We start from the raw sequence: 26,381 nt of genomic DNA, 5'->3' as shown, positions 1-26,381 counted from the left end.
GATGCGGCGGAAGCACTCTGACCTCGGTGTCCCCGAACATTGCGCCGCCGGGCTTGCGCGGGCGTGTGCCGGCTCCGAGCCTTCGATGAGGCCGCCTTCGCTCGCCTCGGGACGTGGACGTCGTCAGGTCCCCTCCTCGTCCTCCGGCCCCCCGGCCGCGCTCATCCCCTCTGCGTCTCGCTTCCCCAAGCGTCGCACACCAGCGTCGGAGCCAGCACGATGAACGCCGTTACGCCGAACGCCCCTCTCGCCATTCCTCTTGCGGTCGTGACCCAGCGGATCTGGCTGGAGTGCAAGAGGGCGCCGGACAGCTCCGCCTATTTCGTGCCCTTCGTCTACCGCCTCGATGCGAACGTCGATCCGCAAAGGCTGGAACAGGCGCTGCGCGCGACGGTGGACGCCCATCCGGCGCTGCGCTCGGTGGTGACCGAGGTGGACGGCAAGCCGTTCCAGGTCGTCAAGGAGACGCCGGCCCAGGTGCTGGAGTACGCGGACAGCTGGGAATGGGCGATCACCAAGCCGTTCGACATGGAAAACGGCCCGCTGTTCCGCTTCGTGCTCTGCGGCGACATCTTCGTCATCAACGGCAGCCACCTCATTCTGGACGGTGGCTCCATCCTGCTGCTGCTGGAGGAGGTGAGCGCCCGCTATCACGGCCGGGCAGTGCCGGAACCGGGGCCGGGCCCCGAAGCCTGGCGCGCGCACGAGGCCGCCTATCTGGAGAGTTCGGAGCGCGAGGCCGACAGGACTTATTGGGCGGGGACGCTGGCGCAGTCCGATTTCCGCGCCGGCCTGCCGACCAGGCGCGAGAGCTATGCCGGCGAGCAGGACGGCAACCTCTATTTCTCCCTGCGCCTGCCGCAGATGAATGTGAGCCCGTTCATCACCACGCTCGCCCTGATCCAGGCGCTGATCCACCGCTATACCGAGCAGGAGATGGTGGCGGTGCTCTATCCCACCGATCTGCGCGGCAAGGAGTTCGCGCGGTCCATGGGCTCGTTCGTCAACTCGCTGATCGCGACGGCGAGCTTTACGCCCGAACTTTCCTTCGCGCAGCTCGTGGCGCAGGTGCAGGAGCAGCGGCGGGCAACCCGCGCGCATGACCGTCTGTCGTTCCAGGAGGTGATCGCGGGCCTGCGCAAGGCGCGGCCCTCGGACGCCGTCCAGCTACCGAACGTTTCAGTCTCCTGGGCGAAGCCGCTCTGGCCGTTTGAACTCGGGACGCCGCTGCCGCTCGAGACCGTGGATTGCCAGAACGACCTCTTGTTCCTCGCCTTCGCCGAAGGGGACCGGCTCGATCTGCGCCTGCAATACAGCGCGCGCCAGTTCACCCGTCGCTTCGTGGAGGAGATCGCGGCGCATCTCTCGGTCCTGGCCGATCTCGTCGCCGCTGAGCCGCATGTGCCGCTCTCGAAGCAGATGCTGGCAACTCCCGCCGAAGTCGAGCGCATCGAGCGTGATTGGACACCGGCGCCCGCGCCGCGCAGCGATCTGCAATTGCTCCACGATGCCTTCTCCGACTGGGCCGAGCGGCAGCCCGAGGCTCCGGCCCTGCTGACGCGCGAGCGGGTGATCAGCTATGGCGAGATGGAGCGGCTGACCAACCGCATCGCCCACGGCCTGCGCCGCCGCGGCGTCAAGCCGAACACGCTGGTCGGCGTGATGATGGAAAAGGGCTGGGAGCAGGCGGTGGCCTGCATGGCCATCCTGAAGGCGGGCGGCGGCTATCTGCCGATCAATGCCGGCTGGCCGGCCGAGCGCATGGACGCCGTGATCTCCCAGGGGGATGTCGCGGTGGTGCTGTCCCAGAAGCGGGTCGTGGAGCGTCTCGGCCGTCCCGGGCTCGCGGTCGACGACGAGGCCTTGTGGGCGGGCGAGCCGGACACGCGTCCGACCTCGGTCAACGCGCTCGGCGACATCTGCTATGTGCTGTTCACCTCGGGCTCGACCGGCAAGCCGAAGGGCGTGACGCTGACCCATTTCAGCGTGATGAACACCCTGCGCAATGCCAATGAGGAACATCGCGTCGGTCCCGGCGACCGTTCTCTGCAGCTCTCCGATTTCGCCTTCGACCTCTCGGTCTACGACATCTTCGGCATGCTCTCGGCAGGCGCCGGGGTGGTGATCCCCGACGAGAACCGTCATCTCGAGCCGCTCCACTGGGTCGAGATCGCCCGCCAGCATCAGGCCAGCATCTGGACCAGCGTTCCCATGTATGTGGACATGTGGGCGCAATCGGGCGAGCCGATGCCGAGCATGCGCGTGTTCATGATGGGCGGCGACAAGATCCCTGTCGACCTGCCGGAGCGCATTCGCCAGCTCGCTCCAGATGCGGTGCTCTGGAGTGTCGGCGGACCGACCGAGACCTCGATCATCTCCAATTGGTACCGCATCGGCGAGGTGGACCCGATCTGGACGACCATCCCCTACGGCCGGGCCATGCTGAACCAGAAGATGTTGGTGCTCGATTCCGGCCTGAACCAGTGCCCGCCCTTCATGCCGGGCCGGATCTTCATGGGCGGGGTCTGTCTGGCGCGGGGCTATTGGAAGGATCAGGAAAAGACCGACGCCGCCTTCGTCACCTATCCGGCCACCGGGGAGCGCATCTACTACACCGGCGATCTCGGCCGCTGGCTGCCGGACGGTCAGGTCGAGTTCCTCGGCCGCGCCGACTTCCAGGTCAAGATCAACGGTTTCCGCATCGAGCTCGGCGAGATCGAGGGCGCGATCCAGTCGCTGCCCGGCGTGAAGGCCGCGATCGTGGACGGCCAGGAGCAGCCGGACCGCAAGGGCAAGTTCCTGGTGGCCTATGTGGTCTCGGACGCGCCGCTCGACGCTGCCGAGATGCGCGCAGCGCTGCAGGACCGGCTGCCCTATTACATGATCCCGCGCGTGTTCGCGCAGCTCGACCGGATTCCGCTTTCGGCGAATGGCAAGGTCGACCGCAAGGCGCTGCCACGGGTCGAAGTCGCCCGCACGGCCGATGATCTGCCCTATGTGGCGCCGCGGACGCCGATCGAGGCCGCGCTGGTCGACGTCTGGCAGTTCGTGCTGGAGCACGAGCCCATCGGCATTCACGACAATTTCTATGCGCTTGGCGGGGATTCCCTGCTCGCCGTCCTGCTGGGCATCAGGGCGCGGGAGGCGGGGGTGCCGTTCGACCCCGCCACGCTGCAGCGTACGCCCACCATCGCCGAGCTCGCACAGAGCCTGACCCCCGCCCGCAAAGTGGAGACGGGCAGGGCGACCGGCGAGGTGCCGCTCTCTCCCATGCAGCGCTACTACTTCTCCTGGGCGACGGAACGGCCGGAGCAGTTCAACGTCTCGGCCGTCTTCCGCTGCGCGGTCGAGCCGGATCGCCTGAGGACGGCGCTCGCGAAGCTGGTCGCCCATCACGACGCGCTGCGCCTGAGATACGACGGCGCGCGCCAGTTCTACGCGGAAGACGAGGTCGAGGTGCCGCTCGAATGCGCCGACATCCCGCTGGCCGAAGTCGGCGCGCGGGCGGCGCTGATGCAGGGGACCCTCGACATTGCGCGGGGACCGATCATGCGCGCGGGACTGTTCACCACCGAGGACGGACAGCGCCTCGTGCTGATCTGCCATCACCTGGTGGCCGACGGCTTGTCCTGGGGCGCGCTGGTTTCGGATCTCCAGCGCGCCTATCTCGGCGAGGCGCTGCCACCCTCGGGCGGATCCTACAAGGGCTGGGTGGAGGAGCTGATCGCTTTCGCCAGCAGCCCGGAAGCCGAAGCGCAGCTGCCTTTCTGGCTCGGCCAGCAGGGGCCGACTTTCGGCGCCGACAATGAGCGGCCGGGCGCGCGCCAGAGGGACATCGTCACCTATGAGAGCGATATGTTGGACGCCGTGCCGCCCAACGCCTACGAGCGTGTCGCCGCGGCGCTCCTGGAAGCGACCGGTCAGGACCGCCTGATGCTGCATGTGGTGGGCCATGGGCGCGAATCGGTGGTGGGGGAGAGCGATCCCACCCGGATCTGCGGCTGGTTCACCAGCCATACGCCGATCGTGCTCTCGGGCGGGCTGAAGGATGTGGCCGGGCAATTGCGGGCCATGCCGGATCACGGCATCGCCCATGGCGCGCTCAGGGCCTATCATCCGCGCGGCGCGGAGCTGGCCGGGCAGGACCAGGTCAAGATCCTCTACAACTTCTTCGGCGAGACCTGGGACAGCAGCTTCCGGGGCGCGGTCTTCGAGAAGCCGGAAGACGAGCTGCTTTATCTGAAGAACCACGCCCATGCGGATAACCCGGCGGATTTCCGGCTTTATCTGATGGCGATCATCAGCGAGGGCCGGCTGAAGGTCCGCTTCCAGTATTCCGCGATCAACTACGATGCGGAGGCGATCCGGGACCTCGCCGACCGGATGCGGGCCAGCCTGCTGGCGCATGCAAGCGAGCCTGTCGGCGCGTCGGCATGATCGCGCTCTATCTGTTGATCCTGGTCGACTCGATCAGCGCGACGATCATCATCCCGCTGCTCGGTCCGCTCTTGATCGACCAGGCGACGCTGGTGTTCCTGCCGGAGGCCTCGCTGCCGCTGCGCAATTTCGTCAGTGGCCTTCTGGTGGCGACCTATGTCCTCCTGATGCTCTACATGGCCCCGGTGCTCGGCCGGCTATCGGACCAATGGGGGCGCCGGCCCGTGCTGCTGCTCTGCGCGGCAGGGCTGCTGCTGGGCAACATCCTTGCCGGGCTGGCGATCGAGTTCGGCAGCCTGGCTTTGCTGTTACTGGGGCGGATGATCGGCGGGGCGACGGCTGCGGCGCAATCGACCGCCCAGGCTGCGCTGGTCGACCTCGGCGGCAACAAGGCCCGGCTGCTGAGCTACAGCATGCTGTTCTCCTCGCTCGGCTTCGTGCTTGGACCGGTGCTGGCGACGGGCCTCTCCCATGTCTCCTTCGCGGCGCCGCTGCATTTCTGCACCTTTCTGACAGTGATCGCGCTCCTGCTCCTCGCCCGCTACCGGGAGGAGCCTGCCGCCGAGCGGCGGATCGACTGGTCCAGCATCTCGCTATGGGAAGGGGTGCGCTGCTTCCGGGATGCGGCGGGAGACGGACTCGTGCGCGGCATCCTCGGCTGCTTCATCCTGATGCAGGTTGCCTGGGGCGGCTTCTTCGTCTTCGTCTCGGTCTATCTCATGGAAGCCCCGAGCCTCGATCTGACCCTGTCCGAGGTCGGCGTGTTCATGGCGATCATCGGCATCGGCTTCTGCGTCTCCAACGGGCTCGTCCAGCCGATGCTGGCCGAGCGTTTCGAGATGCGCACACTGGCGGTGGCGGGGCTCGGGCTGAATGCGGCCACCATGGTGCTGTGCCTGATGGCGACCTCGGCCTATCAGGCCTATGCCGCCGGGCTGATGGCCGGCATCACCATCAACATCGCCTATCCCTCGATCGTCACCATGCTGTCGGACCGGGCGACGCCCGAGCGGCAGGGCTGGATTCTCGGCATGGTGGGGTCGGCGGCAGCGATGGGCTGGACCATCTCCTCCGTCGTATCCGGCGGGTTGGGCGGGCTGGGGCATGCGCTGCCCATCGTTCTCGCCGCGGCCCTGATGGCCTGTGCCGCGCTGGCGATGACGGTGGCCGGAGCCGGCTGGCGCAATCTTTCGGAGGCGCAGGGAGAGCTCGATTGATGGAGCGGTCCGCTGTTTCGAAACGGCGGTGTCCAGGAAGGCTGCGGTTTCCGGGGTGGCGGCGGGAGAGCGCCGCCACCCTCGAGTGCCGCGCCGTCACACGAGCGTGATCGCGTCGTAGCCGAGCGCGTCGTTGATGTCCTCGATCGAGGTGAAGGTGCCACCGCCGCTGACGCCGTCGATCTGGATCGTGCCGAAGCCGAAATCCAGAACCACGCTCGCGCCGGAATCGTCGACTGTCACCACGGTTGTCTCCGGATCGAGAACATCGACCTGGATCACGTCCTCGTCCTCGACGTCGAGATCGGTGACCTCGTCATCGCCGAACGGATTGTCGGCCCCGTCACCGAAATAGAAGGTGTCGGTGCCCTGGCCACCCGTCAGCAGGTCGTCGCCTTCCTCGCCATAGAGGTCGTCGGCCCCGTTGCCGCCATCGATCTCGTCATCGCCTTCGCCGCCATGCAGTTCGTCGCTGCCGGCATCGCCGCTGATCGTATCGTCATCGGCATCGCCCCACAGGGTGTCGTTGCCGCCGCCGCCGGTCATCTCGTCGTCGCCGTCCCCGCCATAGCCGGTGTCGCCACCGGCGCCGCCGCTGATCGTATCGTCACCGTCGTCGCCGTTCAGCGTATCGGCGCCCGAGCCGCCATCCAGCGTGTCATTGCCGTTGCCGCCACTGATGTCGTCGACGCCGGCCCCACCATTCAGGGTGTCGTCGCCGCCGCTGCCACTCAGGGTGTCGTCTCCGTCGCCGCCGTCCAAGGTATCGGCCCCGGCGCCGCCTTCCATCGTGTCGTCACCGTCGTCGCCATTCATGGTGTCGCTGCCGGTGCCGCCATTCATGGTGTCGTCGCCGTCGCCGCCGCTCATCGTGTCGTTGCCGCCGGCGCCGTTCATGACGTCGTTGCCGGCATCGCCATTCACCGTGTCGTTGCCGGCGCCGCCATCCATCGTGTCGACGCCGTCGCCGCCATTCAGCGTGTCGACGCCTGCGCCGCCATTCACGACGTCGTCGCCGTCGCCCCCGTCAGCGGTGTCGTCGCCGGTGCCCCCGTCGATGACATCGTTGCCGGCATCGCCGTAGAGAGTGTCGTCGCCGGCGTTGCCGTTGACGACGTCGTTGTCGTCGCCGCCGCTGATCGTGTCGTCACCGGCATTGCCGTTCAACGTGTCGATGCCGACGCCGCCCTGAATATCGTCGTCACCGGCTCCGCCATTGACGAGATCGTTGCCGCCATCGGCATCGATCGTGTCATTGCCGGCGAACCCGTTGATGACGTCGTCGCCCGCGGTGGAAGGAGGAGGGATGATATCGTCGCCGGGTGTACCATTGATGACTGCCATAACAGTTCTCCCTGTTGCGAAATCAGCCCTCGTTTGGGCGCAGGACTGCGACTGCGCGTAGTCTTGCGCATCAAGATCGATCGCCGGGGATCGAGCATGTCTACGAGGGCACGGGACGCTACGGAGAGGCAGTGGGTGCCGCAATCCCCATTTGGAGACAAAACGCCGCGCAGGCCGGCTCTATTCTGGCTGCGTGCCTCGAAGTCTTTGGTTTCAACTTCGAACCCGCAAGCATTACACGCGCGCCGCCTGCGGCAGCCATGCGCATGGTTCATCGCGCCGGACGCGACCGGCCTCGCCAAGCTGCCCAGCCGGGAGCAGCCGGAATAGCGAACCCCTGGCCGCGTCCCATCCAGAGGCCATTTCTGTCACCAAATGGGGATTATGCTCGCGGACGGCCTTCCCTAGCCTCGCCTGACGGCGTCAAGGCCGTCTCCGGCCGGCAGCGAAGCGGGCCAATCGGCACGCTCGATGTTCGCGGCAATCCACAGTGGCGTGGGCTGGAAATCTGGGGAGGCGAAGTCATGGCGATGGCGTTGCTGACGGCGATACGGTCGCCGGGATCGGCCTTCTTGCAAAGCCAGGGCTCGTCGCCCGGCCTCCGAGGCGGATGGCTCTGGTCGAAATCGCGATGCGGGATCTCCTGAAGGCCAAATGGCGCCTTGCTCTCTGCCACCGGAGCGAGATCCAGGCCGAATGTCGGCCGCTCCCTGGCGGCATCAAGCTCCGGTACTGCTCCATCAACGCTTCTTCCCATCCGAGGACACATGTCCGACGTGTCTGCGAGCCGCACCGCTTCCGCGTTTCGCGCCAGAAGCACCGCCGAGACCGCCGTATTGAGAGGTCGCGCTCTGATCCTGGCGATACCGGGACGGCAGGCCCTGCTATGGGTTGTCGTCTTCAGCATCGCGATCAATGTGCTCCTGCTCATCCTGCCGTTCTATTCGATCCAGGTCTTTGACCGGGTGATCACGAGCGGCAGCGTGGAGACTCTCATCGGACTGACGGTCCTCGCCGTCGTGACTCTCGGCTTCAGCGCCTGCTTCGACGTTCTGCGAAGCCGCCTGCTCGGCCGCTTCGCCGTGCGCTTCGAGCAATTGCTCGCTCCCCTCGTGCTCAAGGCCTCGATCATCGATCCGGCGAGGCGGAGCGAGGCGGGAAGCCATGACATGGTCCGGGTACGCGAGCTCAGGAACATGCTGTCGAGCGGCACCGCCACCACCTTGATCGACGCGCCTTTCCTGCCGGCCTTCGTCGTCGTGCTCTACCTCATTCATCCCTGGTATGGGACGATTGCGCTGGTCGGCGCCCTGCTGCTGCTGCTGCTGGCGCTGGCGAGCGGCCACGTTGCACGCGCCGAGCTGGCGCAGGCGTCCGGGACTGCTCAGCGCACCCAGCGCACCCTCGACGGCATCGTTCGACATGCCAATCTCGTGCGCGCAATGGGCTGGACGCAAGGCGCGATCCGAGAGTTCTTCCGGCTCAACGACGAGGCGCTGGTGCCGGTGGTCAAGGCGAACGAGCGGGTCGCTCTGATAGCGGCGGTCGCGCGCACGGTCAGGATCGTTCTCCAGGTCGCGGCGATCGGGGCCGGAGCCTGGCTCGTACTGCAGAACGAGGTTTTGAGCGGCAGCCTGATGGCCAGCTCCATCCTCACCGCCCGCACGCTGGCGCCGATGGAACATCTCGTCGCCGGCCTGCGCACGCTGACCTCGGCGCGCGATTCCTGGGGTCACATCCGCGCCGCCGCCGCGGCGGCCTTGATGAGCCAGCGACGAACGCTCCTGCCCCCACCGCAAGGCGCGCTCGATGTCAGCGCCGTCACCTTTCGCATCCCGAATGCGCGACGTGCGGCCCTCGCAGGCATCAGCTTCCGCTGCGTTCCCGCGAGCGTCGTGGTCGTCATCGGCCCGACGGGTGCCGGCAAGTCGACGCTCCTGCGCATGATCGCAGCTCTCGAAAAGCCGACCTCGGGCACGATCCGGCTGGACGGAGCCTCGCTCGACCATTGGGATGCCGATCAGCTCGGCCGCTATGTCGGCTACCTGCCACAGGACGTCGAGCTGATCGGCGGCACCGTCGCCGAAGCGATCGCCGGCTTCGATGAAACCGCGACGGACGAGGATGTCGTCGCTGCCGCCAGGCAGGCGAACGCTCACCAGATGATCCTGGCGCTGCCGAACGGCTATGAGACCGAGATCGGCCGTGACGGCAACAAGCTCTCGGGCGGGCAGCGCCAGCGCATCGGATTGGCTCGCTCCTTGTTCGGCAGGCGCAAGCTGATCCTGCTCGACGAGCCCAACTCCAATCTCGACCCGGATGGCGAGGAGGCGCTGTGCCGGGCGATCAGGGAGGCGAAGGCGCGCGGCATGACCCTTGTCATCGTCACGCATCGCCCGAGGCTGTTCACGGTTGCCGACCAGATCCTGTTCCTGCGCGACGGCGTCCAGGTGGCCTTCGGCCCGCCCGACGAAGTCCTCCCGCAGGCGATGGCCGGGGCCACGCCAATGCGGCCTTCACGTCCTGTCGCCATGGAGAAAGCCAGGCCCGACATCATCGAGGGGAGGGGCTGATGGCGTCCGGCGTCGATCTCGGGCCTAGGGCGCGATGGCTGCCGAGCGTCGTGCAGGACGACCTACCCGTCATGGTGCCGCGAACCGTGAATGGGCAGGTGGAGGCAGTGCCGGAGCGTCCTCGGACCGAGACCGGGCCACTCGTCCTGTGGGGCGCCGCGCTGATTGTCCTGCTCTTCGGCATCTTCGGCATCTGGGCCGGCACGGTGCCGCTCGCCAGCGCGGTGATCGCGCCCGGCGTGGTGAAGGTGCTGTCCCAGCGGCGCTCCGTGCAGCATCTCGAGGGCGGAATCGTCAAAGCACTCTTCGTTCGGGAAGGCGAGCAGGTCGAGCGCGACCAGCTCCTTGCCCGGCTGGACACGACCCAGATCGAAGCCAATCTCGGCGTGCTCGAAACCAAGCTCTTTGCCGATCTCGCCATGGAGGCCCGGCTGGAAGCGGAGCAGGCCGGAGCTGCAGCGGTTTCGTTTCCCCAGGAGCTGAAAGCGGACCCGATCCCCCCCGATGCGCAGGTCTCGGTGGCAACCCAACTGGCAGAGTTCGCGGCAAGGCGGGACTCGCTGCAAGGCGAGCGTCACCTCATCGACCAGCAGATCCTGCAGCTGGAGGATGGTATCCGCGGACTCCAGAGCAGCTCCAGCGGGCTTGAACGCCAGCTCGCCTTCCTCCGCGAGGAGATCAAGGATTCGGACTTCCTCCTCGCCAGGGGGCTGGCCCGAAAACCCAAGGTCCTGGCGCTCAAGCGAGCCGAGGCCGACGCTGAAGCCCAGATCACGACGAATGCTTCGTCGGTGGCCCAGTCTCGGGGCAAGATCGCCGAACTGGAGAACAAGCGCCGGCAACTCGTCCTGACCTGGCTCGAAGACATCGCCAAGCAGCGTCACGCCGCGCGCGAGCGGATCGCCGACACGAGGCATCGCATCACGGCGGCTCGCGACATACTCCATCGGAGTGAGGTCCGGGCCCCCGAAAGAGGTATTGTGGTCGGCCTCAACATGCGGAGCTTGAACGCTATACTCCCGCCGCGCGAAACGCTGCTCGACATCGTTCCGACGCAAGATCGCCTGATCGTAGAGGGTGAGGTCAAGCCCACCGACCGCAACGAGGTGCGCGTCGGGCAGCCGGCTCGCGTGCAGATTCTTGCCTTCAGCACCAGGCGCTCTCCGATGTTCAGCGGTGCCGTCACCATGGTCACAGCCGATGCGCTCATCGAACCGAGGTCAGGAAAGGCGCTGTACAAGGCCGAGGTCGATCTTCAGCAAACGCCGGAACTCTCCGCCTATGTCTCTGCTCTTCAACCGGGAATGCCGGTCGAGATCTTCATCCAGACCGGTCAGCGAACTTTCGCGGACTATCTGCTGCAGCCGTTGATGCTCCGTGTCCGGCGCGCATTCAAGGAGAACTGAACGTCACGGCCGGGGGTAAACGAGCGAGGGAGGGCCCGATGCTGCGGGACGATTCCAGCACGCCGGCACGACCAGGCAGAACTGCGATGCTTCTGGCTCTCGATGCCTTCGGGCGAGCCATGCTCGGTCTGCTCGAATGCAAGCGATGTTTCGCGCTGTCGCTCGCCCGATCGAGCGGATTCGCCGGACAGGCCGTCCGTGTCGGGTTCGACAGCAAGGTTCAACCATCTGCAGACGTCATCACGCGCCTGACGCAGCGGCCGGATTGGCATGGCCAGAGTCTGTTCGCGGTCGATCCCGCCGACAGGCTCGTCAGGGAACTGCTCGGCCGGGAGCAGGAAGAGCCTGTGCATGCCCTGGCGGGTCGCCTGCCGGGCGGCGATGGCAGCGATCTGATCTTCCTGGCAGGCTGGCGATCGCGTCCCCTGTCGGCCGACGAGATCGTCTGCGTTTCGCGGGCTGCCAGCGTCATATGGGCGACGACGCTCGGCTTCACGCTGCACCGCCCAGACGATCTGAGCCTCGATGCACTGCTCGAGGAACTGGCCTTTCCAGCCTTTACGGTCGACCACCGATTGAGGGTTCTGGAAACGAACGATGCGGGCCGGCAACTGCTTCTGGCGCAGGCTCCGGTTCGCCTCGATCATGGGGCCCTCGTCGGCCCGAACGCGCTCGTCAATACGCTGCTGCACCAGGCTCCGCGCGATGCGGCTCCCCTTCGCTGCGGGCGCGTCTGGACGAACACGATCATTCCCCTGTCCACGGACCATCGCGCCTTCGCGTTCGCCTGGATCGGCGCTGCGCCGACCAGGCAGCATCTGGATCGCTTGCTCGTCATCATTCCCCAGATCGACCCGGCTGCGGGAGCCAAGCGGATCGCAACCGCCTTCGGCCTGCCCTGGGCCGAAGAAAGGATCGTCCAGCGGATCCTGCGGGCGGAGCCGCCATGGAGAATCGGCCAGGCCCTGGAACTGACGGAAGCGACGGTCAGGACCTATATCAAGCGGATCATGCTGAAGCTCGGCATCAATCGCCAGATCGAGTTCTTTCTGCTCTATATTCTGACATCGTCGCCTTTCGTCGATGGCTATCGCGACCAGATCGTCCCGGGCGAAATCGGCGCCGGTCGATTACCGGCAAAGCTGGATCGCTTCCGGCACGAAGGAGCCTGAAAGCATGGTCTGGACGCGCCGCCTTCCTGCCGCCGGGCTCGTCCTTTTCGTCTGCACGGCAGGAGCTGGCGCCGAAGAGCCTCCGCTCTTCGGCATGCCGGTCGCATGCGAGCTCGGGCGCAATTGCTTCATCCAGAACTATGTCGATGCCGACCCGTCCGGTTCGGCCAGGGACTACACCTGCGGCACGCTCTCCTATGACGGCCATAACGGGACGGATATCCGCTTGCCGACGATGGCGGCGCAGCAGGCCGGCGTCGATGTGCTGGCGGCGGCTCCCGGCCGGGTTCTGCGGCGGCGGGACGGCGTGGCCGATGTATCCGTCCGCGAGGCCGGTCGGGATGCGGTCAAGGGGTCGGAATGCGGCAATGCCCTGGTGATCGGGCATGCCGATGGCTGGGAAACGCAATACTGCCACATGGCCCGCGGCAGCCTGCGCGTCGCCGTCGGAGACCAGGTCAAGGCAGGCCAGCCGATCGGGCGGATCGGGCTGTCGGGCCTGACCGAGTATCCGCATCTGCATTTCATCGTCCGCCACCGCGGCGAGATCGTCGATCCCTTCGCTTATGGGGCGTCCACGGACTCGTGCGGGGCGGGGCGGATGCTCTGGCAGCCCGCTCTGCGATCTTCGCTCGCCTACGAGCCGCGACGGGTCCTGAACGCCGGCTTTGCGACCGCTCCCCTGACGATGACGGCGGTGGAGGCCGCGGATGGCCGGGGAAAGCAGCCGGATGCCGATGCGCCCGCGCTCGTCGCCTATGTCCGCGGGATCGGACTCAAGAAGGGCGACGTGCAATCGCTGGTCCTGCAGGGCCCCGCGGCCGGGCGTGTCGCTCGGAACGATGCCCGGCCGCTTGAGCGAAACCAGGCGCAGACCCTGATCTTCTCAGGCCTGAAGAAGCCGGAGGCCGGCTGGGAACGAGGTCCTTATCGCGCCAGTTATACGGTGCTGCACGAGGGGAAGGTGGTCCTGAAGCAGGATTTCGATATCCAGCTCCAATAGGGCGGTCCCTGGGCCATGGCCGGTGCGACCTGTGATGGACCTTGGCTTGTTCTATCGACGAGGCCGTCGCAATCACAGTGACATCAGGGCGACCAGGACCGGGCCCCAGGCGGTCAGCAGGATGTTCCCGATCGCGTAGGGCACGGTGTAGCCGAGTGCCGGGATGCTGCTTTGAGCCTCGTCCTGGACCGCGCGCAAGGCCGCGGTGATGGTGCCGGCGCCTGCGCAGGCTCCGAGCACGATCAACGGGTCCATCCTCAGGACATAGCGTCCGAACAGGATGCCGACCGTGTGCGGCAAGAGGGCCGAGACCAGGCCGACGGCAGCGAGGCTGATCCCTGTCGCTTTCAGCCCGGCGACGAAGCTCGGGCCTGCACCGAGGCCGACAATGCCGATGAACACGCAGAGCCCGACCGTGTCGAAGATCCAGATCGCGGCCTCGGGAATGCGGCCGAAGAAGGGGTAGGCCGAGCGCAGCCAGCCGAAGACGAGCCCCATGAACAGCGCGCCGCCGCTGGCGGTCAGCGTCAGCGGGATGCCGAGGACGACGACCGAGAGCAGGCCGAAGAGGCCGCCGAGAAAAATGCCCAGTCCAACGAAGACCATGTCGGTCGCCGCCGTCCTTCTGTCGGGATAGCCGATCACAGCGGCGGCGCGTTCGACCTCTGCCATCGGCCCCATCAGGGACAGGACGTCGCCGCGGTTGAGACGGGTCGTCGGGATCACCGGCATGGCGATGCCCGAGCGCGTCAGCTTGGCGAGGAAGACGCCGCGTGCGAGCTGGTCCTCCGCCAAATCCGCCAGCGACCTGCCGTCGAGCTGACGGCTCGTCACGATCACGTCGAGTGCTTCCAGGGGAATGTCCAGCAGCTCCGGGTCGGAGACTTCGGGGCCGATGACATCGCCGCGGGCGGCGTGCACTTCGAAGCGCGCCATCACGGCAATGATGTCGCCGGCCCGGATCCGGTGCGGCGAGGCCAGGTCGAACAGCGTGTCGCCGCTGCGGCCCCGCAAGACGAAGACGCGGGATTGCTTCGGCATCGCCTCCAGCTCGGCGATGGTCTTGTCCAGGAGCGCCGGATTCTCGACGCGATAGGCCCGGACATCGAACAGGCGGGCGGCGGAGGTGATGCCCTCGGTTTCAGCTCCCGTCGTGGCCTTCTCGGAGCGCGTCGCTGCAGCTGCTTCGCGCAGGTCGATACCCATCAGCCTGGGGCCGACCTTCGGCAGGAACCAGACGAGGGCTGCGGTGCCGATCAGATAGGTGACGGCATAGGCGACGGGGATGTTGTTGACGAGCGCCGTGCGCTCCGCCTGCGGCAGATCGAGCCGCTGGATCGCCTCGCCGGCCGTGCCGATCACCGTCGATTCCGAGAAGGCCCCGGCCAGCAGTCCCGCGGCGGTGCCGATGTCGTAATTCAACAGCTTCGCGAAGGTCAGCGCCGTGAGCAGGCAGGTCACGCACAGGACCACGGTCAACGCCACCTGCGGCAAGGCATCCTTCTTCAGGGCTCGGAAGAATTGCGGCCCGACCTTGTAGCCGGTGGTGAACAGGAAGAGGTCGAAGAAGACCGCCTTGACGACGGCCGGCACCTTGATGTCGAGCTGGCCGACCAGGACGCCGGCCAGGAGGCAGCCGACGACGACGCCGAGGCTGAAGCTGCCGAACTTCAGCCGACCGATCAGGAAGCCGAGCGCGATCGTTAGGAAGACGGCAAGCTCGGGATTGTTGCGTAGTGCCGCGACGACGAAGTCCATGGCCGAACTCGCTGTTGATCAGCCAAATCCACTCGGGTCTCCCGCTCGCCGAAAGGCGCGCGGGAGGGGTTGATCGTCGTCGCGCCTTTGCAGCGGCGCCGCTGGTGCCTTCAGGTCTTCTGCTTGAGCGCGAGGTTGTAGGCGTCGAAAGCCTGCCGATAGCCGCGGGCGACGGCGCGTGTCGCCCTGCCGATCTGCCCGTAGACCTCGTCGTCGAGATTGGCGAAGGAGACGCGGACCGACCAGTCCGGCGCATGGAAGCCGCCGCCATTGAGCAGCACGATGCCGTGATCCTCGGCCAGCCGGAAGACGATGTCGAGCGGGTGGATGTTCTTCTTCATATAGGCCACCACCTCCGGCCCGACATATTTGTTGGCCCAGAACTCGAAATCGACCAGGCCGTAATAGCGGTCATGGAGCGGGTTGTCGGGCACTTCGATGCCCAACCCCTCGACCATGCGCTGGGCGCGCGAGTGGACGATCTCCATGCAGGTCTTCTGGTAGAGCTTGGCCTCGTCCATCATCTCCGACAGCGAGAACAGCGACATCATCACCTGCTGCGGAAGCGACAGGCCGGCGGTGTGATTGAGCGCGATGTCGCGGCTGTCGGCGACGATGCGGTCGATCAGCCTCATCTCGCGCGGCTTCAGGGTCAGCGGGCCATAGCGCTTGTCGAGCGCCGCCAAGGTATTCGCGGGGTGCTTCGCGATCGCCTTGTCGAAGATGTTGTCGCGATGGATCGCGATCACGCCGAGCCGCCAGCCGGTGCAGCCGAAATATTTCGAGTAAGAATAGACGCCGATCGTGTTGTGCGGCAGGGCGCCGAGCAGGCCGCGGAAGCCCTTGACGAAGGTGCCGTAGACATCGTCGGTCAGCAGCATCAGGTCGGGACGCTTGGTCTGGACCAGCTTGACGATCTTGGCGATGGTCTCCTCGCTGAGCGCGACCGCGTAGGGGTTGCCGGGGTTGACCACGAAGAAGGCCTTGACCTTCGGGTCCTCGAGCTTCTTCAGCTCCTCGTCGGTAAACTGGAAGCGGTTCTCCTGCGGCGCCGCGACCGAGACGACGTTGAGCCCGTAGTCTTCGAGATGCGGCATTTCGAGATAGGGCGTGAAGATCGGCGTCGCGAGCGCGATGGTGTCGCCGGGGTTCAGCAACCGGTTGGCCTTCAGCGACTTGAAGATGTAGCACATCGCCGCCGTGCCGCCCTCGACGGCATAGAGGTCGAACTGGCCGCTGGGACGCGGCTCGCCGCACATCGCCCACATCAGGTATTCGTGCACGATGCGCTCGTTGTGGACGAGCATGCGGTCCGGAACCGGGTAGTTGTCGCCGATGATCGAGTCGACGAGCTCGTGCACGAAGGCATCGGGCTTGAAGTCGAACTTCTTCACGGCGAAGGCGACCATATCCCTGAGAAAGCCGGCGCCTGGCGAATCCTTGTGCGTCGCCAGCCAATCGTCGAGCCGCGCGGCGATGCCGTCGGCCTTGGGCATCCCGCCGATCCCCGCCGGCTTGTTCATCACGCGCCGGCTTTCGGTGATCGCGAACTGGCCGAGGAGAAAGAAGCCTTCCCGAGGCGTCATCGCGACCCAGTTCGGATTGCCGCGCCCGGCATTGAGCATGGCGATCGAGGAGTTCTGCGCGGTCAGCTTGGCGAGACGGATCAGCTCGTCCTTGATCTCGAACGGGCTGAGCTTCTCGAAGGTCCGCAGCGTGACAGGATCCATGGCATGCTCCCGGTAAGAGGCTGAGATCGAAGGTCTTTCCTTGCCCGCGCTAGGTCAGAAGCATGATGATCACCATGCCCCAGATGGTGAGGAGCGTGTTCCCGACCGCGTAGGTGACGGTGTAGCCGAGGGCGGGAACCTGGCTTTTGGCGGTCTCGCAGATCATGCCGAGCGCAGCGGTCGTGGTGCGGGCCCCCGCGCAGGCGCCGAGCAGGATCGCGGGGTCGAAGCGGAAGATGAATTTGCCGGCGAACATGGCGAGGATCAGCGGGATCGTCGTCGCGAGCGCGCCCCAGAGGAAGAGGCCGACGCCTTGCGTCTGCAGGCCCTTGACGAAGCCGGGACCGGCCGAGATGCCGACGACCGCGATGAACATGTTCAGGCCGACCGAATTCATGAACCAGACGGTCGAGCTTGGGATGCGGCCGAAGGTCGGATGAACCGAGCGCAGCCAGCCGAAGACCAGGCCGGAGATCAATGCGCCGCCGGCCGTCGACAAGGTCAGCGGCACGCCGCCGACCTTGAAGACGAGCGCGCCGATCAGCGCGCCGAGCACGATGGCGCCGCAGATGAAGGCGACGTCGGCGACATCGCTCGGCCGGTCGGGATGGCCGATGACCTTGGCGACGGCGGCGATGTCCTGGGTGCGACCGACAATGGTCAGGATGTCGCCGCGATGGATCACGGTGTTGGCGTGGATCGGGATGCTTACCGCCGTGGCCCCGCGCACGATCTTGCGCAGGAAGACGCCGCGGGCCGAAGGCAGCTGCGAGAGCTCGGCCAGCGTCTTGCCGTTGGCTTCCTTGCTGGTGACGTAGACGTCGACGCCTTCCGCCTTGACGTCGAGCAGCTCGGGATCCTCGACCTCGTCGGCATTGTGGCCGATCAGGTTGACGAGCACTTCGCGCGGCCCGGCGATCGCCAGGATGTCACCCTCTTTCAGGACGGTGTCGGCGGTCGCGTCCGAGATCACGCCGTCGCGACGGATGCGCTCGACGAAGACGCGCGCATCCGGAACCAGCGCCTCGGCCTCGGCCGCGCGCATGCCGGCGACCCTGGCGCCGGCCTTGACCCGGAAGGCGCGCAGTTCGAAGCGGCGCCAGACCGAGCCCGGCCCGCCGATCTCCTTGTCGCCGCCGAGCCGGTCCTCATAGTCCTTGCAGGCCTTGACGAGATCGATGTTGAGCAGCTTCGGGCCGAGCAGGGCCAGAACGACCGCCGAGCCGACGGTGCCGAAGATGTAGGTCACCGCATAGGCGACCGGCATCGCGTCGAGATACTCCTTGGTCTGCTCAGGTGAGAGGCCGAGACGGTTGATCGCGTCGGTCGCCAAGCCCATCGAGGCCGAGATGGTCTGCGAACCCGCATAGAGGCCTGCGGCGTAGCCCGGATGGTATCCGGCGACCTTCGCGATGATCACGGGGATGGCGAGGCAGAACACGGTGACGACGACCGCGAAGATCGCCTGCGGGGCCCCGTCCTTGGCGATGCCGCGTACGAATTGCGGCCCGACACCGTAGCCGACCGCGAACAGGAACATCAGGAAGAAGGTCGATTTGACGTTGGGCGAGATCGTGATGCCGAGCTGGCCGATGACGACCGCCGCGATCAGCGTGGAGGTCACCGCGCCGAGGCTGAAGCCCTTATAGGCGAAGCCGCCGACATAGTAGCCAATGGCCAGCGACAGGAAGAGTGCGATCTCAGGGTAGCTTCGCAGGGTACTGGCGAACCAGTCGAACATGAGACTCTCCTGATCTGGCGAGGCGGCCTCGCGTTAAGCAGGCAAAGGCGGTCGCTAGGTCGCCCGCGTCTTCTTTCGGGCCGTGTCCTGGGCGCCGCTCTTCTTGCTCCCCACGCGGTCGACCTTGAGCAGCTTCAGGCCTCTGGCCTTCTCGTAGCCATGGATCTCCTTCACATCGAGCTTGCGCATGAAGGTGATCGTCTCATGGGTCACGACCTGGCCAGGGACCAGGATCGGGAAGCCGGGCGGGTAGGGGATCACGAAATTGGCCGAGACCATGTCCGGCCCGTCCTTCAGCCGGCGGTCACATTCGGCACCGTCGATCGGGACGTATTCGCATTGCTCTTCGGAATAGGCGGCGAAGAAGGCCGAGCGGATATCGCCCTCGGGCGTGGTGTCGCCGGCATCCTGCCGGAAGGTCTCGTGGAAATGGCTGAAGTTCGGCAGGTCCGGCACGTCCTTCATCAGGCTCTGGACCTTCGCGTTGAAGGTCTTGCGCTCCGACTCTCCGCCCTGCTTGAGGCGCGTCTCGATGCTTTCGCTGATCTTCAGGAGGACGCTGATCAGCAGGGCGACGTCGCTGCGGGTGTTGTTGATGTTGGATTGCAGCAGAACCGAGTTGCGGGAGGTCTTGTTGACCTGGATGTTGTATTGCGAGGCGAGCAGCCCCTTGAAGCTGGTGCCGTCGAAGCCGGCCGTGCCGCAGACCAGGGTCATGCGGGTCGGATCGAGGCAGAACTCGTCCTCGCGCATGCTGCGCAACTGGTCGTCCCAGCGGGTTCCCGGCGCCAGGAAGTCGACGAAGCCGCTGCGGCGGTATTCGGAGGGCACCATGCCGTCGGCGCCGACGATGCTGAAGTACTTCGCGATCACCGGATGCGAATTGACCTCGCGGCGAATGTCGAGCGCGACCTCGATCGCGTTCATCACCAGCCCGTAGCCTTCGAGCTCCATCTGCCGCCTTGCGACATCCAGGCTGGCGATCAACTGCTGGTTGGGGCTGGTCGAGGCGTGGGTGAAGACGGCCTCGTGGAACTGGGCCTCGACCCTGTGGAACTCGACGTCGCGCACCAGCACCATCGAGCCCTGCCGGATCGCCGACATCGACTTGTGGGTCGAATTGGTCTGGTAGACCCGCAGGCGGATCGCGCGTGGGTCGGGGACGAGGCGGGTATCCAGCAACTTGCCGATCGAGGGCGCGGTGCCGAGTTCGGCGACCTGGCGCTCGTGCTGGGCGAGCGCCTCCGGCGTCTTGGCCCAGGCCTCGATGTCGGCGGCGGCCCCCATGCCGGTGCGCGGCCGCAGGAAGGGCGACCAGCGGGCGAAGCCGAACCAGGCTTCGTCCCAGAGGAAGATCAGGTCCGGCTTGATCGCCAGGCATTCCTCCATCACCCGGCGCGTATTGTAGATGTGGCCGTCGAAGGTGCAGTTGGTCAGGTCGACCATCTTGACCCGGTCGAGCCGGCCTTCCGCCTTCAGGTCGAGCAGGGCCTTCTTGATCGTACGCAGCGGCACCGCCCCGTACATCGAGAATTCCGCCATCGGGAAGGCCTCGACATAGAAGGGCTGCGCACCGCTCAGCACCAGGCCGTAATGGTGCGATTTGTGGCAGTTGCGGTCGAGGATCACGATGTCGCCCGGTGCGATCAGCGCCTGCAGCACCATCTTGTTCGAGGTGCTGGTGCCGTTGGTCACGAAGAAGACGTGGTCGGCGCCGAAGGCACGCGCCGCCATCTCCTGCGCCCGCTTGATGTTGCCGGTCGGCTCGAGCAGGCTGTCGAGCCCGCCGGTCGTGGCGCTGCTCTCCGCCAGGAAGAGGTTGATGCCGTAGAACTGGCCCATGTCGCGGATCCAGGCCGAGCGGAACACCGACTTGCCGCGCGCGATCGGCAGCGCATGAAAGGTGGCGATCGGCCTTTGCGCATAGAGCTTGAGATTGTCGAAGAAGGGCGTGTCGAAGCGCGCCTTGATGCCTTCCAGCACCGAGAGATGCAGCTCGAGCGGCTCCTCGATCTGGTACATCACCCGGCGGATCATGGCGGCGCGCGGGTCGCCGGCGAGCTTTTCGACACGTCGGTCTGAAAGCAGATAGATGTCGAGCTCGGGCCGGATCGACTTCAGTCCGGCGGCGAGGCGCAGGGCGAGGTCCGCCTCGTCGACCTGATCGAGGAGCGGCTGCTGTGCCGCGAGCACGCTGCGCAACACGGGCGCGTCGTGGCGGGAGCGGAGCGTGAAGCCCTCATAGATGGCGACGGCGGCGATGTCGGGATTGACCACGGCCGCGCAGATCGCGTCCTCCAGGCTGCCGACCAACACCGCCTCGTAGACGAAAGCGTCCTCGGGCCGGCGCAACCGGCGGAACTCGGCTGCGATATGGGGCCAGCGCCCGGCCGGAGCCGGCGTCACGGTCAGCATCTCGAAATAGGGGCGGCTCGTGCCGTCCGCCGCCGAGGCGGGAACGATATCGACCGGCTCAGCCAGCGACAGATCGGCCGCCTGCCACTCCTTGGCATCGTGCTTGTAGTTGCCGGTTATGATGGCGATCGAGATGCGTTTGGCGAGCGAGAGGAAGCCGTTCGCATCGTCGTTCTGCAGGAGGCCGCGCAAGGCGGCGAGAAGGTCCGCGCCGGGGAAGGCGTGGAACTCCTCGGAGACGCCGAGCTCGTTGAGCGCTGCTTCGACGGCGCGCCTGTTCTTCGTCCCGGACGACCAGGACCGCGCCGCGGCATGAAGGTCCCGCCAACGGTCGGTTCGGCCGGAAGGCGCCGAGAAGAAATGATCGATAGAGAGCGATTCCTGAACGGTGGGAGCCATATCGGATCCTTCCCTGTCGCGAGGCTCGACCGGTCATGCGCGCCAGCGCTGCATGCGGAGTTGCCGCCGCGTCACGAGAGCTCTCGTGCAGGTCAGATCATCACAACCGGGGTCTCCGGCGTATTGTCCTTAGGGACAGGTTCCGGTTCTTGCCGCAGCCAATTCGCCAGTAGCGACGCGACAACGTCGACCCGCGGCGACCTAAACCGCGGTGGCGCGACGGGCTCTGCCACGTCGCAGGCGCGCGGGACGATCTTTGGCAGGCACCTCGGAATTCCGGCGGTGATTGGCGGGAGCGCGGCGGCCGTCGTGCTTCCCTGCGCCGCGAGCACGGTCCGGGCATGTGGCGAGGTTTCGCTCGCACGGCGCGGCCTGTCGTGCCCTCGGCCTGCAGATCGCAAAGGCCGAGGGCTTATCGGTGAAGCGCTTGAAGCTTCAGGCCACGGCCTCGGCCTGCGGCTGCAGTTCCTCGACGGAGGGGATCCGGCCTTCGAACCAGTAGGCGGCGGCGGCACGCGACATCGCCGCGCCGTCATGGCCGATGCCCGGCACGGTGATCAGCGACCAGTTGCAGGGCAGGCCGAGCCTGGCCGCCTCCGCCCTGGCGAAGTCGAGCATGAAATGGGCGCGGGCATAGCGCATCGGCCCCTGGGCCAGCGCCTCGGTCTGGGCCGGCAGGTTGGGATCGCTGGTGACGATGTCCTGGTCGCCGGCGAAGATCACCATCGGCCAGGCGAGCCAGCGTGCCAGCTCCGCCTCACCGAGACCGAGCCCAGCGAGCCCTTCCGGGAAGCGCCGCTCCAGCGTCGGCAGGGTGTACCAGCCGGAATTGGCGGCGAAGGCGACCGAGAAGGGCGTTTCGCTCTGCGTCGCCAGCAGGCGGTGGACGAACTGGCCGCCGGCGGAGTGGCCGAACAGCCGGACCTTGTCGCGGGTGGTGACGCCGGCCTTGCGCAAGGCGGTCAACACACGGGCGGGCACGGCATAGAGCCAATCGGCTTCAGCGGCGATCGCGCCGTCCTCGCCGACGACGAGGCCATTGTTGTAGCCCTCGGCCTGCGGGAAATGCGCGTTGCCGAAGGTCGGGGCGACGATCAGCAGGTTGTGCTTCTCGGCGGCGTCGATCCAGAAATCGCGGTAGTCGTCGCCATTGCGCAGCATGCCGTGCTGGACGAAGACGACCTCGTCGTCGGCCCGGTGCCTTGCCGGGCGATAGAAGTTGACCTCCAGCGGGCGCTGCGGATGGCGGGCGTCGACGAAGGGCAGGGAGCTGCGGCCCTGCGGCGGATCGAGCGTGAGCGTGGTCATGCGGCCTTCGGTGTTGTGTGCAGGTGGCAGGCGGCGCTGCGGCCGGGGGCGATCTCGGTGAGGTCCGGGCGGACCTCACGGCAGACCGCCATGGCGTGCTCGCAGCGCGGGTGGAACGGGCAGCCGGAGGGCGGCGAAAGCGGCGAGGGCAGTTCGCCCTTGAGCGGCTGGAAGCTGCTCTTGCGCCGCTCTGCGGAGGGAATCGCCTTGATCAGGGCCGCGCTGTAGGGGTGCGCCGGCTCGGCGAAGATCGCGCTGGCGCTGCCGATCTCGACGATGCGGCCGAGATACATGATCGCGACGCGGTCGCTGATATGGCGGACGAGGCCGAGATCGTGGCTGACGAAGAGATAGGTCAGGCCGTGCCGCTCGCGCACATCCATGAACAGGTTGATCACCTGCGCCTGGATCGAGACGTCGAGGGCCGAGACCGGCTCATCGCAGACCAGGAATTCGGGCTTCACCGCGAGCGCCCGGGCGATGCCGATGCGCTGGCGCTGGCCGCCGGAGAACTGGTGCGGATAGCGCTCGCGATAGGCGAGATCGAGCCCGACCTCGCTGAGCGCCCGGTCGACCGCGCCGTCGAGCTCCGCCTTCGGCACGAGCTTGTGGACCGACAGCGCCTCGCCGACGATGCGGTTCACCCGCATGCGCGGGTCGAGAGAGGCGTAGGGGTCCTGGAAGATCATCTGGACCTTGAGCAGATAATCGAGCCGGTCCTTGCCCTTCAACGCCGCGGCCGAGCGGCCCTTGTAGAAGACCTCGCCTTCGGTCGGGGGCAGGATGCCGGTGGCGATGCGCGCCAGCGTCGACTTTCCGCAGCCGGATTCGCCGACGAGGCCGAGCACCTCGCCCTTCCTGACGCTGAGGTCGACACCGTCGACCGCCTTCAGGGTTGAGGGCGGCGCATGCCGGCCGATCGCGGTCAGGATGCGCTCGGCGATGTTGGCCTTGCCGCGGAAATACTTGCGGACGCCGCGCAGCTCGAACAGGGTCTCGCTCATGCCGCTACCCGATCAGGAACTGGGTTGTGGCAGCGCAGCGTGCGGCCGTCATGGGCCTGTGGCTGCGGATCGCTTTCGGCGCAGACGGGCAGGGCCCGCTCGCAGCGCGGCCGGAACGGACAGCCGGAGGGGCGCGAGTCGATGCGCGGCGCCATGCCGTCGATCTGGTGCAGACGCTCGCCGGGCTCGACCATCGCGGCCGAGGAGTTGAGCAGGCCGAGCGTGTAGGGGTGGCGCGGCCGGTCGAGCACGGTCTCGACATCGCCGATCTCGACGATGCGCCCGGCATACATCACTGCCACGCGGTCGGCGAGCTCGGCGACCACGGCGAGATCGTGGGTGATCCAGATCACGGCGGCGCCGCTCTCGCGCGAGAGCTTCTGCACCTCATAGAGGATCTGCGCCTGGATGGTGACGTCGAGCGCGGTGGTCGGCTCGTCGGCGATGATCAGGTCGGGGTCGTTCAGGAGCGCGGTCGCGATCGCGACGCGCTGGCGCATGCCGCCGGAGAATTCGTGCGGATACTGCTTGAGGCGGGCCTCGGGCGAGGAGATGCCGACCCGCGCCAATGCCTTGGCCGCCTTGGCGAGCGCCTCCTCGCGGCTGCAGGCGCGGTGTTCGAGGATGGCTTCGCTCATCTGCTCGCCGATGCTGAGCACCGGGTTCAGGGTCATCAGCGGGTCCTGGAAGATCATCGCGATCCGGTCGCCGCGGAGCTGGCGCAGGCGTTCCTGCGAGGCGGCGCGCAGATCGGTGCCCTCGAACAGCACCTCGCCGGCGACGACCTCGCCCGGCGGGTCGATCAGCTGCACCAGCGAGAAGCCGGTCACCGACTTCCCCGAGCCAGATTCGCCGACGAGGCCGAGCACCTCGCCCTTGGCGACGCTGAAATCGACGCCGTCGACCGCCGGCCAGGCGCCGTCCTGCGCATGGAACACGGTCTTGAGACCGCGCACGGAAAGGAGGGGAGCGTCGGTCATGCGCGCACGTTGAAGCTGCGGCGCAGGCGATCGCCGACGAGATTGAGTGACATGATCAAAAGAACCAGCGCGATGCCGGGGAAGACGGCGATCCAGTATTCGCCGGAGAGCAGGAACTCGAAGCCGTTGGCGATGAGCAGGCCGAGCGAGGGCTGCGTCACCGGCACGCCGACGCCGAGGAAGGAGAGTGTCGCCTCCAGCGTGATCGCCGAGGCGATGCTGATCGAGGCGACGACGAGCACCGAGCCGACCGAGTTCGGCAGGAGATGGGCGAGCATGATGTGACGGGTCGGCAGGCCGAAATTCACAGCTGCCTCGATATACTCCTTGCGCCGCTCGACCATGGCCGCGGCCCGCATCAATCGCGCGTACTGCGCCCATTGCACCAAGACGATGGCGAGGATGACCTTGTCGACGCCACGGCCGATCGAGGCCAGCAGCACGAGCGCGACCAGGATCGAGGGGAAGCCGAGCATGAAGTCGACGATGCGCATGATGAGGGCGTCGATCGTGCCGCCGAACTGCGCCGCTGCGAGCCCTGCCATGATGCCGATGGCGAGCGCGCCGGCGGTCGAGGCGAGGCCGACGAGCAGGCTGGTGCGCAGGCCGTAGAGGATGGCGCTCAGCATGTCGCGGCCCTGCGCGTCGCTGCCGAGCCAGAAGGTGAAGCCGCTCATGCCCTGCTCGCCGGGCGCGAGGCGGTTGTCCATCACGCTGAGCGAGCCGAGATCGTGCGGATTCTGCGGCGCGATCACCGGCGCGAGCAGTGCGAGCACGACCATGATGCCGAGCAGGATCGCGGCACCGCGCGTGGTCGGGCGGTTGCGCAGCCGGCGCAGCACCTTTTCGCGCAGGGGCGTATCGGCCTTGGCGGGCCCGGCGAGGCGGGAAGCGTCCATGCTCATGCCTGTTCTCCGGCGAGCTTCACCCGCGGGTCGAGCGCGGCATAGAGCACGTCGACGAGGAAATTGACGGTGACGAAGAGCAGCGTCGCGAGCAGGACGTAGGCGACGACCACCGGGCGATCGAGCTGGTAGACCGAGTCGATCAGGAGCTTGCCCATGCCGGGCCAGGCGAAGACCGTCTCGGTGATGGTCGAGAAGGCGACGAGGCTGCCGAACTCGACGCCGACCACGGTGACGACCGGGATCAGGATGTTGCGCAGCACATGGCGGTTGACGATGCGCCGCGGCCGCACGCCCTTGGCGCGGGCGTATTTCACATAGTCCTGGGTCATCGTCTCAGTGGTGCCGGCGGCGACGAGTCGGATGATCAGCGCGAGATTGGGAATGGCGAGGTTGAGCGCCGGCAGGGCGATGTGCTGCAGCCCGTCGAGCGTCAGAAGGCTGGTCTGGACGCCGAGGACCGAGACGGTCTCGCCGCGGCCGGCCGTCGGCAGCCAGCCGAGCAGCACGGCGAAGAGCAGGATCAGCATCATGCCCTTCCAGAAGCTCGGCAGCGAGAAGCCGAGCACGGTGCCGGCCATGACGATGCGGGCGCGGCGGCTGTCCGGGTTGAGCCCCGCCATCAGCCCGAGCGGGATGCCGGCGGCGAGCGCCAGCGTCATCGCCAGCAGCACGAGCTCGAAGGTCGCCGGCAGCCGCGCCAGGATGAGCTGCACCGCCGGCACGCCATGCACGAAGGAGCGGCCGAGATCGCCCTTCAGCGCATTGCCCATGAAGGTCAGGTATTGCTGCCAGACCGGCAGGTCGAGGCCGAGCCGCTGGATCAGCGCTTGCCGGTCCGCCGCGCTGGCCTGCGGCGAGACCAGGAGCTCGATCGGATCGCCGATGCCGTAGACGGCGAAGAAGACCACGACCGAGACCGCGAGCAGCACGAGCACGCTCTGGATCAGCCGTTGCAGGACATAGGCGGTCATCGGTGACGCTCGACC

The 26,381-nt window shown here is 66.8% G+C and carries 16 protein-coding genes; 6 read left to right on the top strand and 10 right to left on the bottom strand.

Features of this window, described 5'->3' with window-relative positions:
• The first annotated feature begins 219 nt into the window (after positions 1-219).
• Both AC1REK_RS25370 and AC1REK_RS25365 read left to right on the top strand, forming a co-directional pair.
• Positions 220-4,437, top strand: coding sequence for an amino acid adenylation domain-containing protein (locus tag AC1REK_RS25370; protein WP_492269920.1), 4,218 nt, complete (start codon positions 220-222; stop codon positions 4,435-4,437).
• The gene (locus tag AC1REK_RS25365) at positions 4,434-5,654 is read left to right on the top strand and encodes an MFS transporter (protein ID WP_492269919.1); all 1,221 of its coding nucleotides are present in this window, start codon (positions 4,434-4,436) and stop codon (positions 5,652-5,654) included. The genes AC1REK_RS25370 and AC1REK_RS25365 overlap by 4 nt, the downstream gene beginning before the upstream one ends.
• Before the next feature lie 96 nt (positions 5,655-5,750).
• On the opposite strand, the gene AC1REK_RS25360 is transcribed toward AC1REK_RS25365, so the two are convergent.
• Positions 5,751-6,998, bottom strand: coding sequence for a calcium-binding protein (locus AC1REK_RS25360; protein ID WP_492269918.1), 1,248 nt, complete (start codon positions 6,996-6,998; stop codon positions 5,751-5,753).
• Between the two features lie 767 nt (positions 6,999-7,765).
• Between AC1REK_RS25360 and AC1REK_RS25355 the strand changes: the two genes are divergently transcribed.
• The 4 genes from AC1REK_RS25355 to AC1REK_RS25340 are packed head-to-tail and all read left to right on the top strand — an operon-like array spanning position 7,766 to position 13,152.
• Entirely contained in the window at positions 7,766-9,571 is a 1,806-nt protein-coding gene (locus AC1REK_RS25355) for a type I secretion system permease/ATPase (protein ID WP_492269917.1), read from the top strand.
• Positions 9,571-10,977: an HlyD family type I secretion periplasmic adaptor subunit gene (locus tag AC1REK_RS25350; RefSeq protein WP_492269916.1), complete on the top strand. Its 1,407-nt coding sequence runs from the start codon at positions 9,571-9,573 to the stop codon at positions 10,975-10,977. Before AC1REK_RS25355 ends, AC1REK_RS25350 begins: the two co-directional genes overlap by 1 nt.
• A 38-nt stretch (positions 10,978-11,015) precedes the next feature.
• Complete coding sequence (locus tag AC1REK_RS25345) at positions 11,016-12,149, top strand: helix-turn-helix transcriptional regulator (protein ID WP_492269915.1); 1,134 nt, start codon at positions 11,016-11,018, stop codon at positions 12,147-12,149.
• A gap of 4 nt (positions 12,150-12,153) precedes the next feature.
• Positions 12,154-13,152: a M23 family metallopeptidase gene (locus AC1REK_RS25340; RefSeq protein WP_492269914.1), complete on the top strand. Its 999-nt coding sequence runs from the start codon at positions 12,154-12,156 to the stop codon at positions 13,150-13,152.
• 72 nt (positions 13,153-13,224) lie between these two features.
• Here AC1REK_RS25340 and aspT (AC1REK_RS25335) read toward each other — a convergent pair whose 3' ends face one another.
• From aspT (AC1REK_RS25335) to AC1REK_RS25295, 9 genes are all read right to left on the bottom strand, one after another.
• The gene (gene aspT, locus AC1REK_RS25335; RefSeq protein WP_492269913.1) at positions 13,225-14,910 is read right to left on the bottom strand and encodes an aspartate-alanine antiporter; all 1,686 of its coding nucleotides are present in this window, start codon (positions 14,908-14,910) and stop codon (positions 13,225-13,227) included.
• Between the two features lie 110 nt (positions 14,911-15,020).
• On the bottom strand, positions 15,021-16,640 hold the full coding sequence (locus AC1REK_RS25330; RefSeq protein ID WP_492269912.1) for a bifunctional aspartate transaminase/aspartate 4-decarboxylase: 1,620 nt from the start codon (positions 16,638-16,640) through the stop codon (positions 15,021-15,023).
• 49 nt (positions 16,641-16,689) lie between these two features.
• On the bottom strand, positions 16,690-18,381 hold the full coding sequence (aspT, locus tag AC1REK_RS25325) for an aspartate-alanine antiporter (protein WP_492269911.1): 1,692 nt from the start codon (positions 18,379-18,381) through the stop codon (positions 16,690-16,692).
• A 54-nt stretch (positions 18,382-18,435) separates the two neighbouring features.
• On the bottom strand, positions 18,436-21,195 hold the full coding sequence (locus AC1REK_RS25320; RefSeq protein WP_492269910.1) for a decarboxylase: 2,760 nt from the start codon (positions 21,193-21,195) through the stop codon (positions 18,436-18,438).
• Between the two features lie 435 nt (positions 21,196-21,630).
• Positions 21,631-22,503 carry an alpha/beta hydrolase family protein gene (locus tag AC1REK_RS25315; protein WP_492269909.1) on the bottom strand — a complete coding sequence of 291 codons (873 nt, stop codon included), beginning with the start codon at positions 22,501-22,503 and terminating at the stop codon, positions 21,631-21,633.
• On the bottom strand, positions 22,500-23,507 hold the full coding sequence (locus tag AC1REK_RS25310) for an ABC transporter ATP-binding protein (protein ID WP_492269908.1): 1,008 nt from the start codon (positions 23,505-23,507) through the stop codon (positions 22,500-22,502). The genes AC1REK_RS25315 and AC1REK_RS25310 overlap by 4 nt, the downstream gene beginning before the upstream one ends.
• A complete protein-coding gene (locus tag AC1REK_RS25305; protein WP_492269907.1) occupies positions 23,504-24,487 on the bottom strand; it encodes an ABC transporter ATP-binding protein in 984 nt (327 codons plus the stop codon). The genes AC1REK_RS25310 and AC1REK_RS25305 overlap by 4 nt, the downstream gene beginning before the upstream one ends.
• The gene (locus AC1REK_RS25300) at positions 24,484-25,392 is read right to left on the bottom strand and encodes an ABC transporter permease (protein ID WP_492269906.1); all 909 of its coding nucleotides are present in this window, start codon (positions 25,390-25,392) and stop codon (positions 24,484-24,486) included. The genes AC1REK_RS25305 and AC1REK_RS25300 overlap by 4 nt, the downstream gene beginning before the upstream one ends.
• Entirely contained in the window at positions 25,389-26,366 is a 978-nt protein-coding gene (locus AC1REK_RS25295) for an ABC transporter permease (RefSeq protein ID WP_492269905.1), read from the bottom strand. The genes AC1REK_RS25300 and AC1REK_RS25295 overlap by 4 nt, the downstream gene beginning before the upstream one ends.
• Between the last annotated feature and the right edge of the window lie 15 nt (positions 26,367-26,381).

Source organism: Allobosea sp. GW823-FHT02B03, from assembly GCF_058797755.1.
The sequence above is the reverse complement of the archived record's forward strand: the minus strand, read 5'-3'. Positions and strand labels throughout refer to the sequence as shown.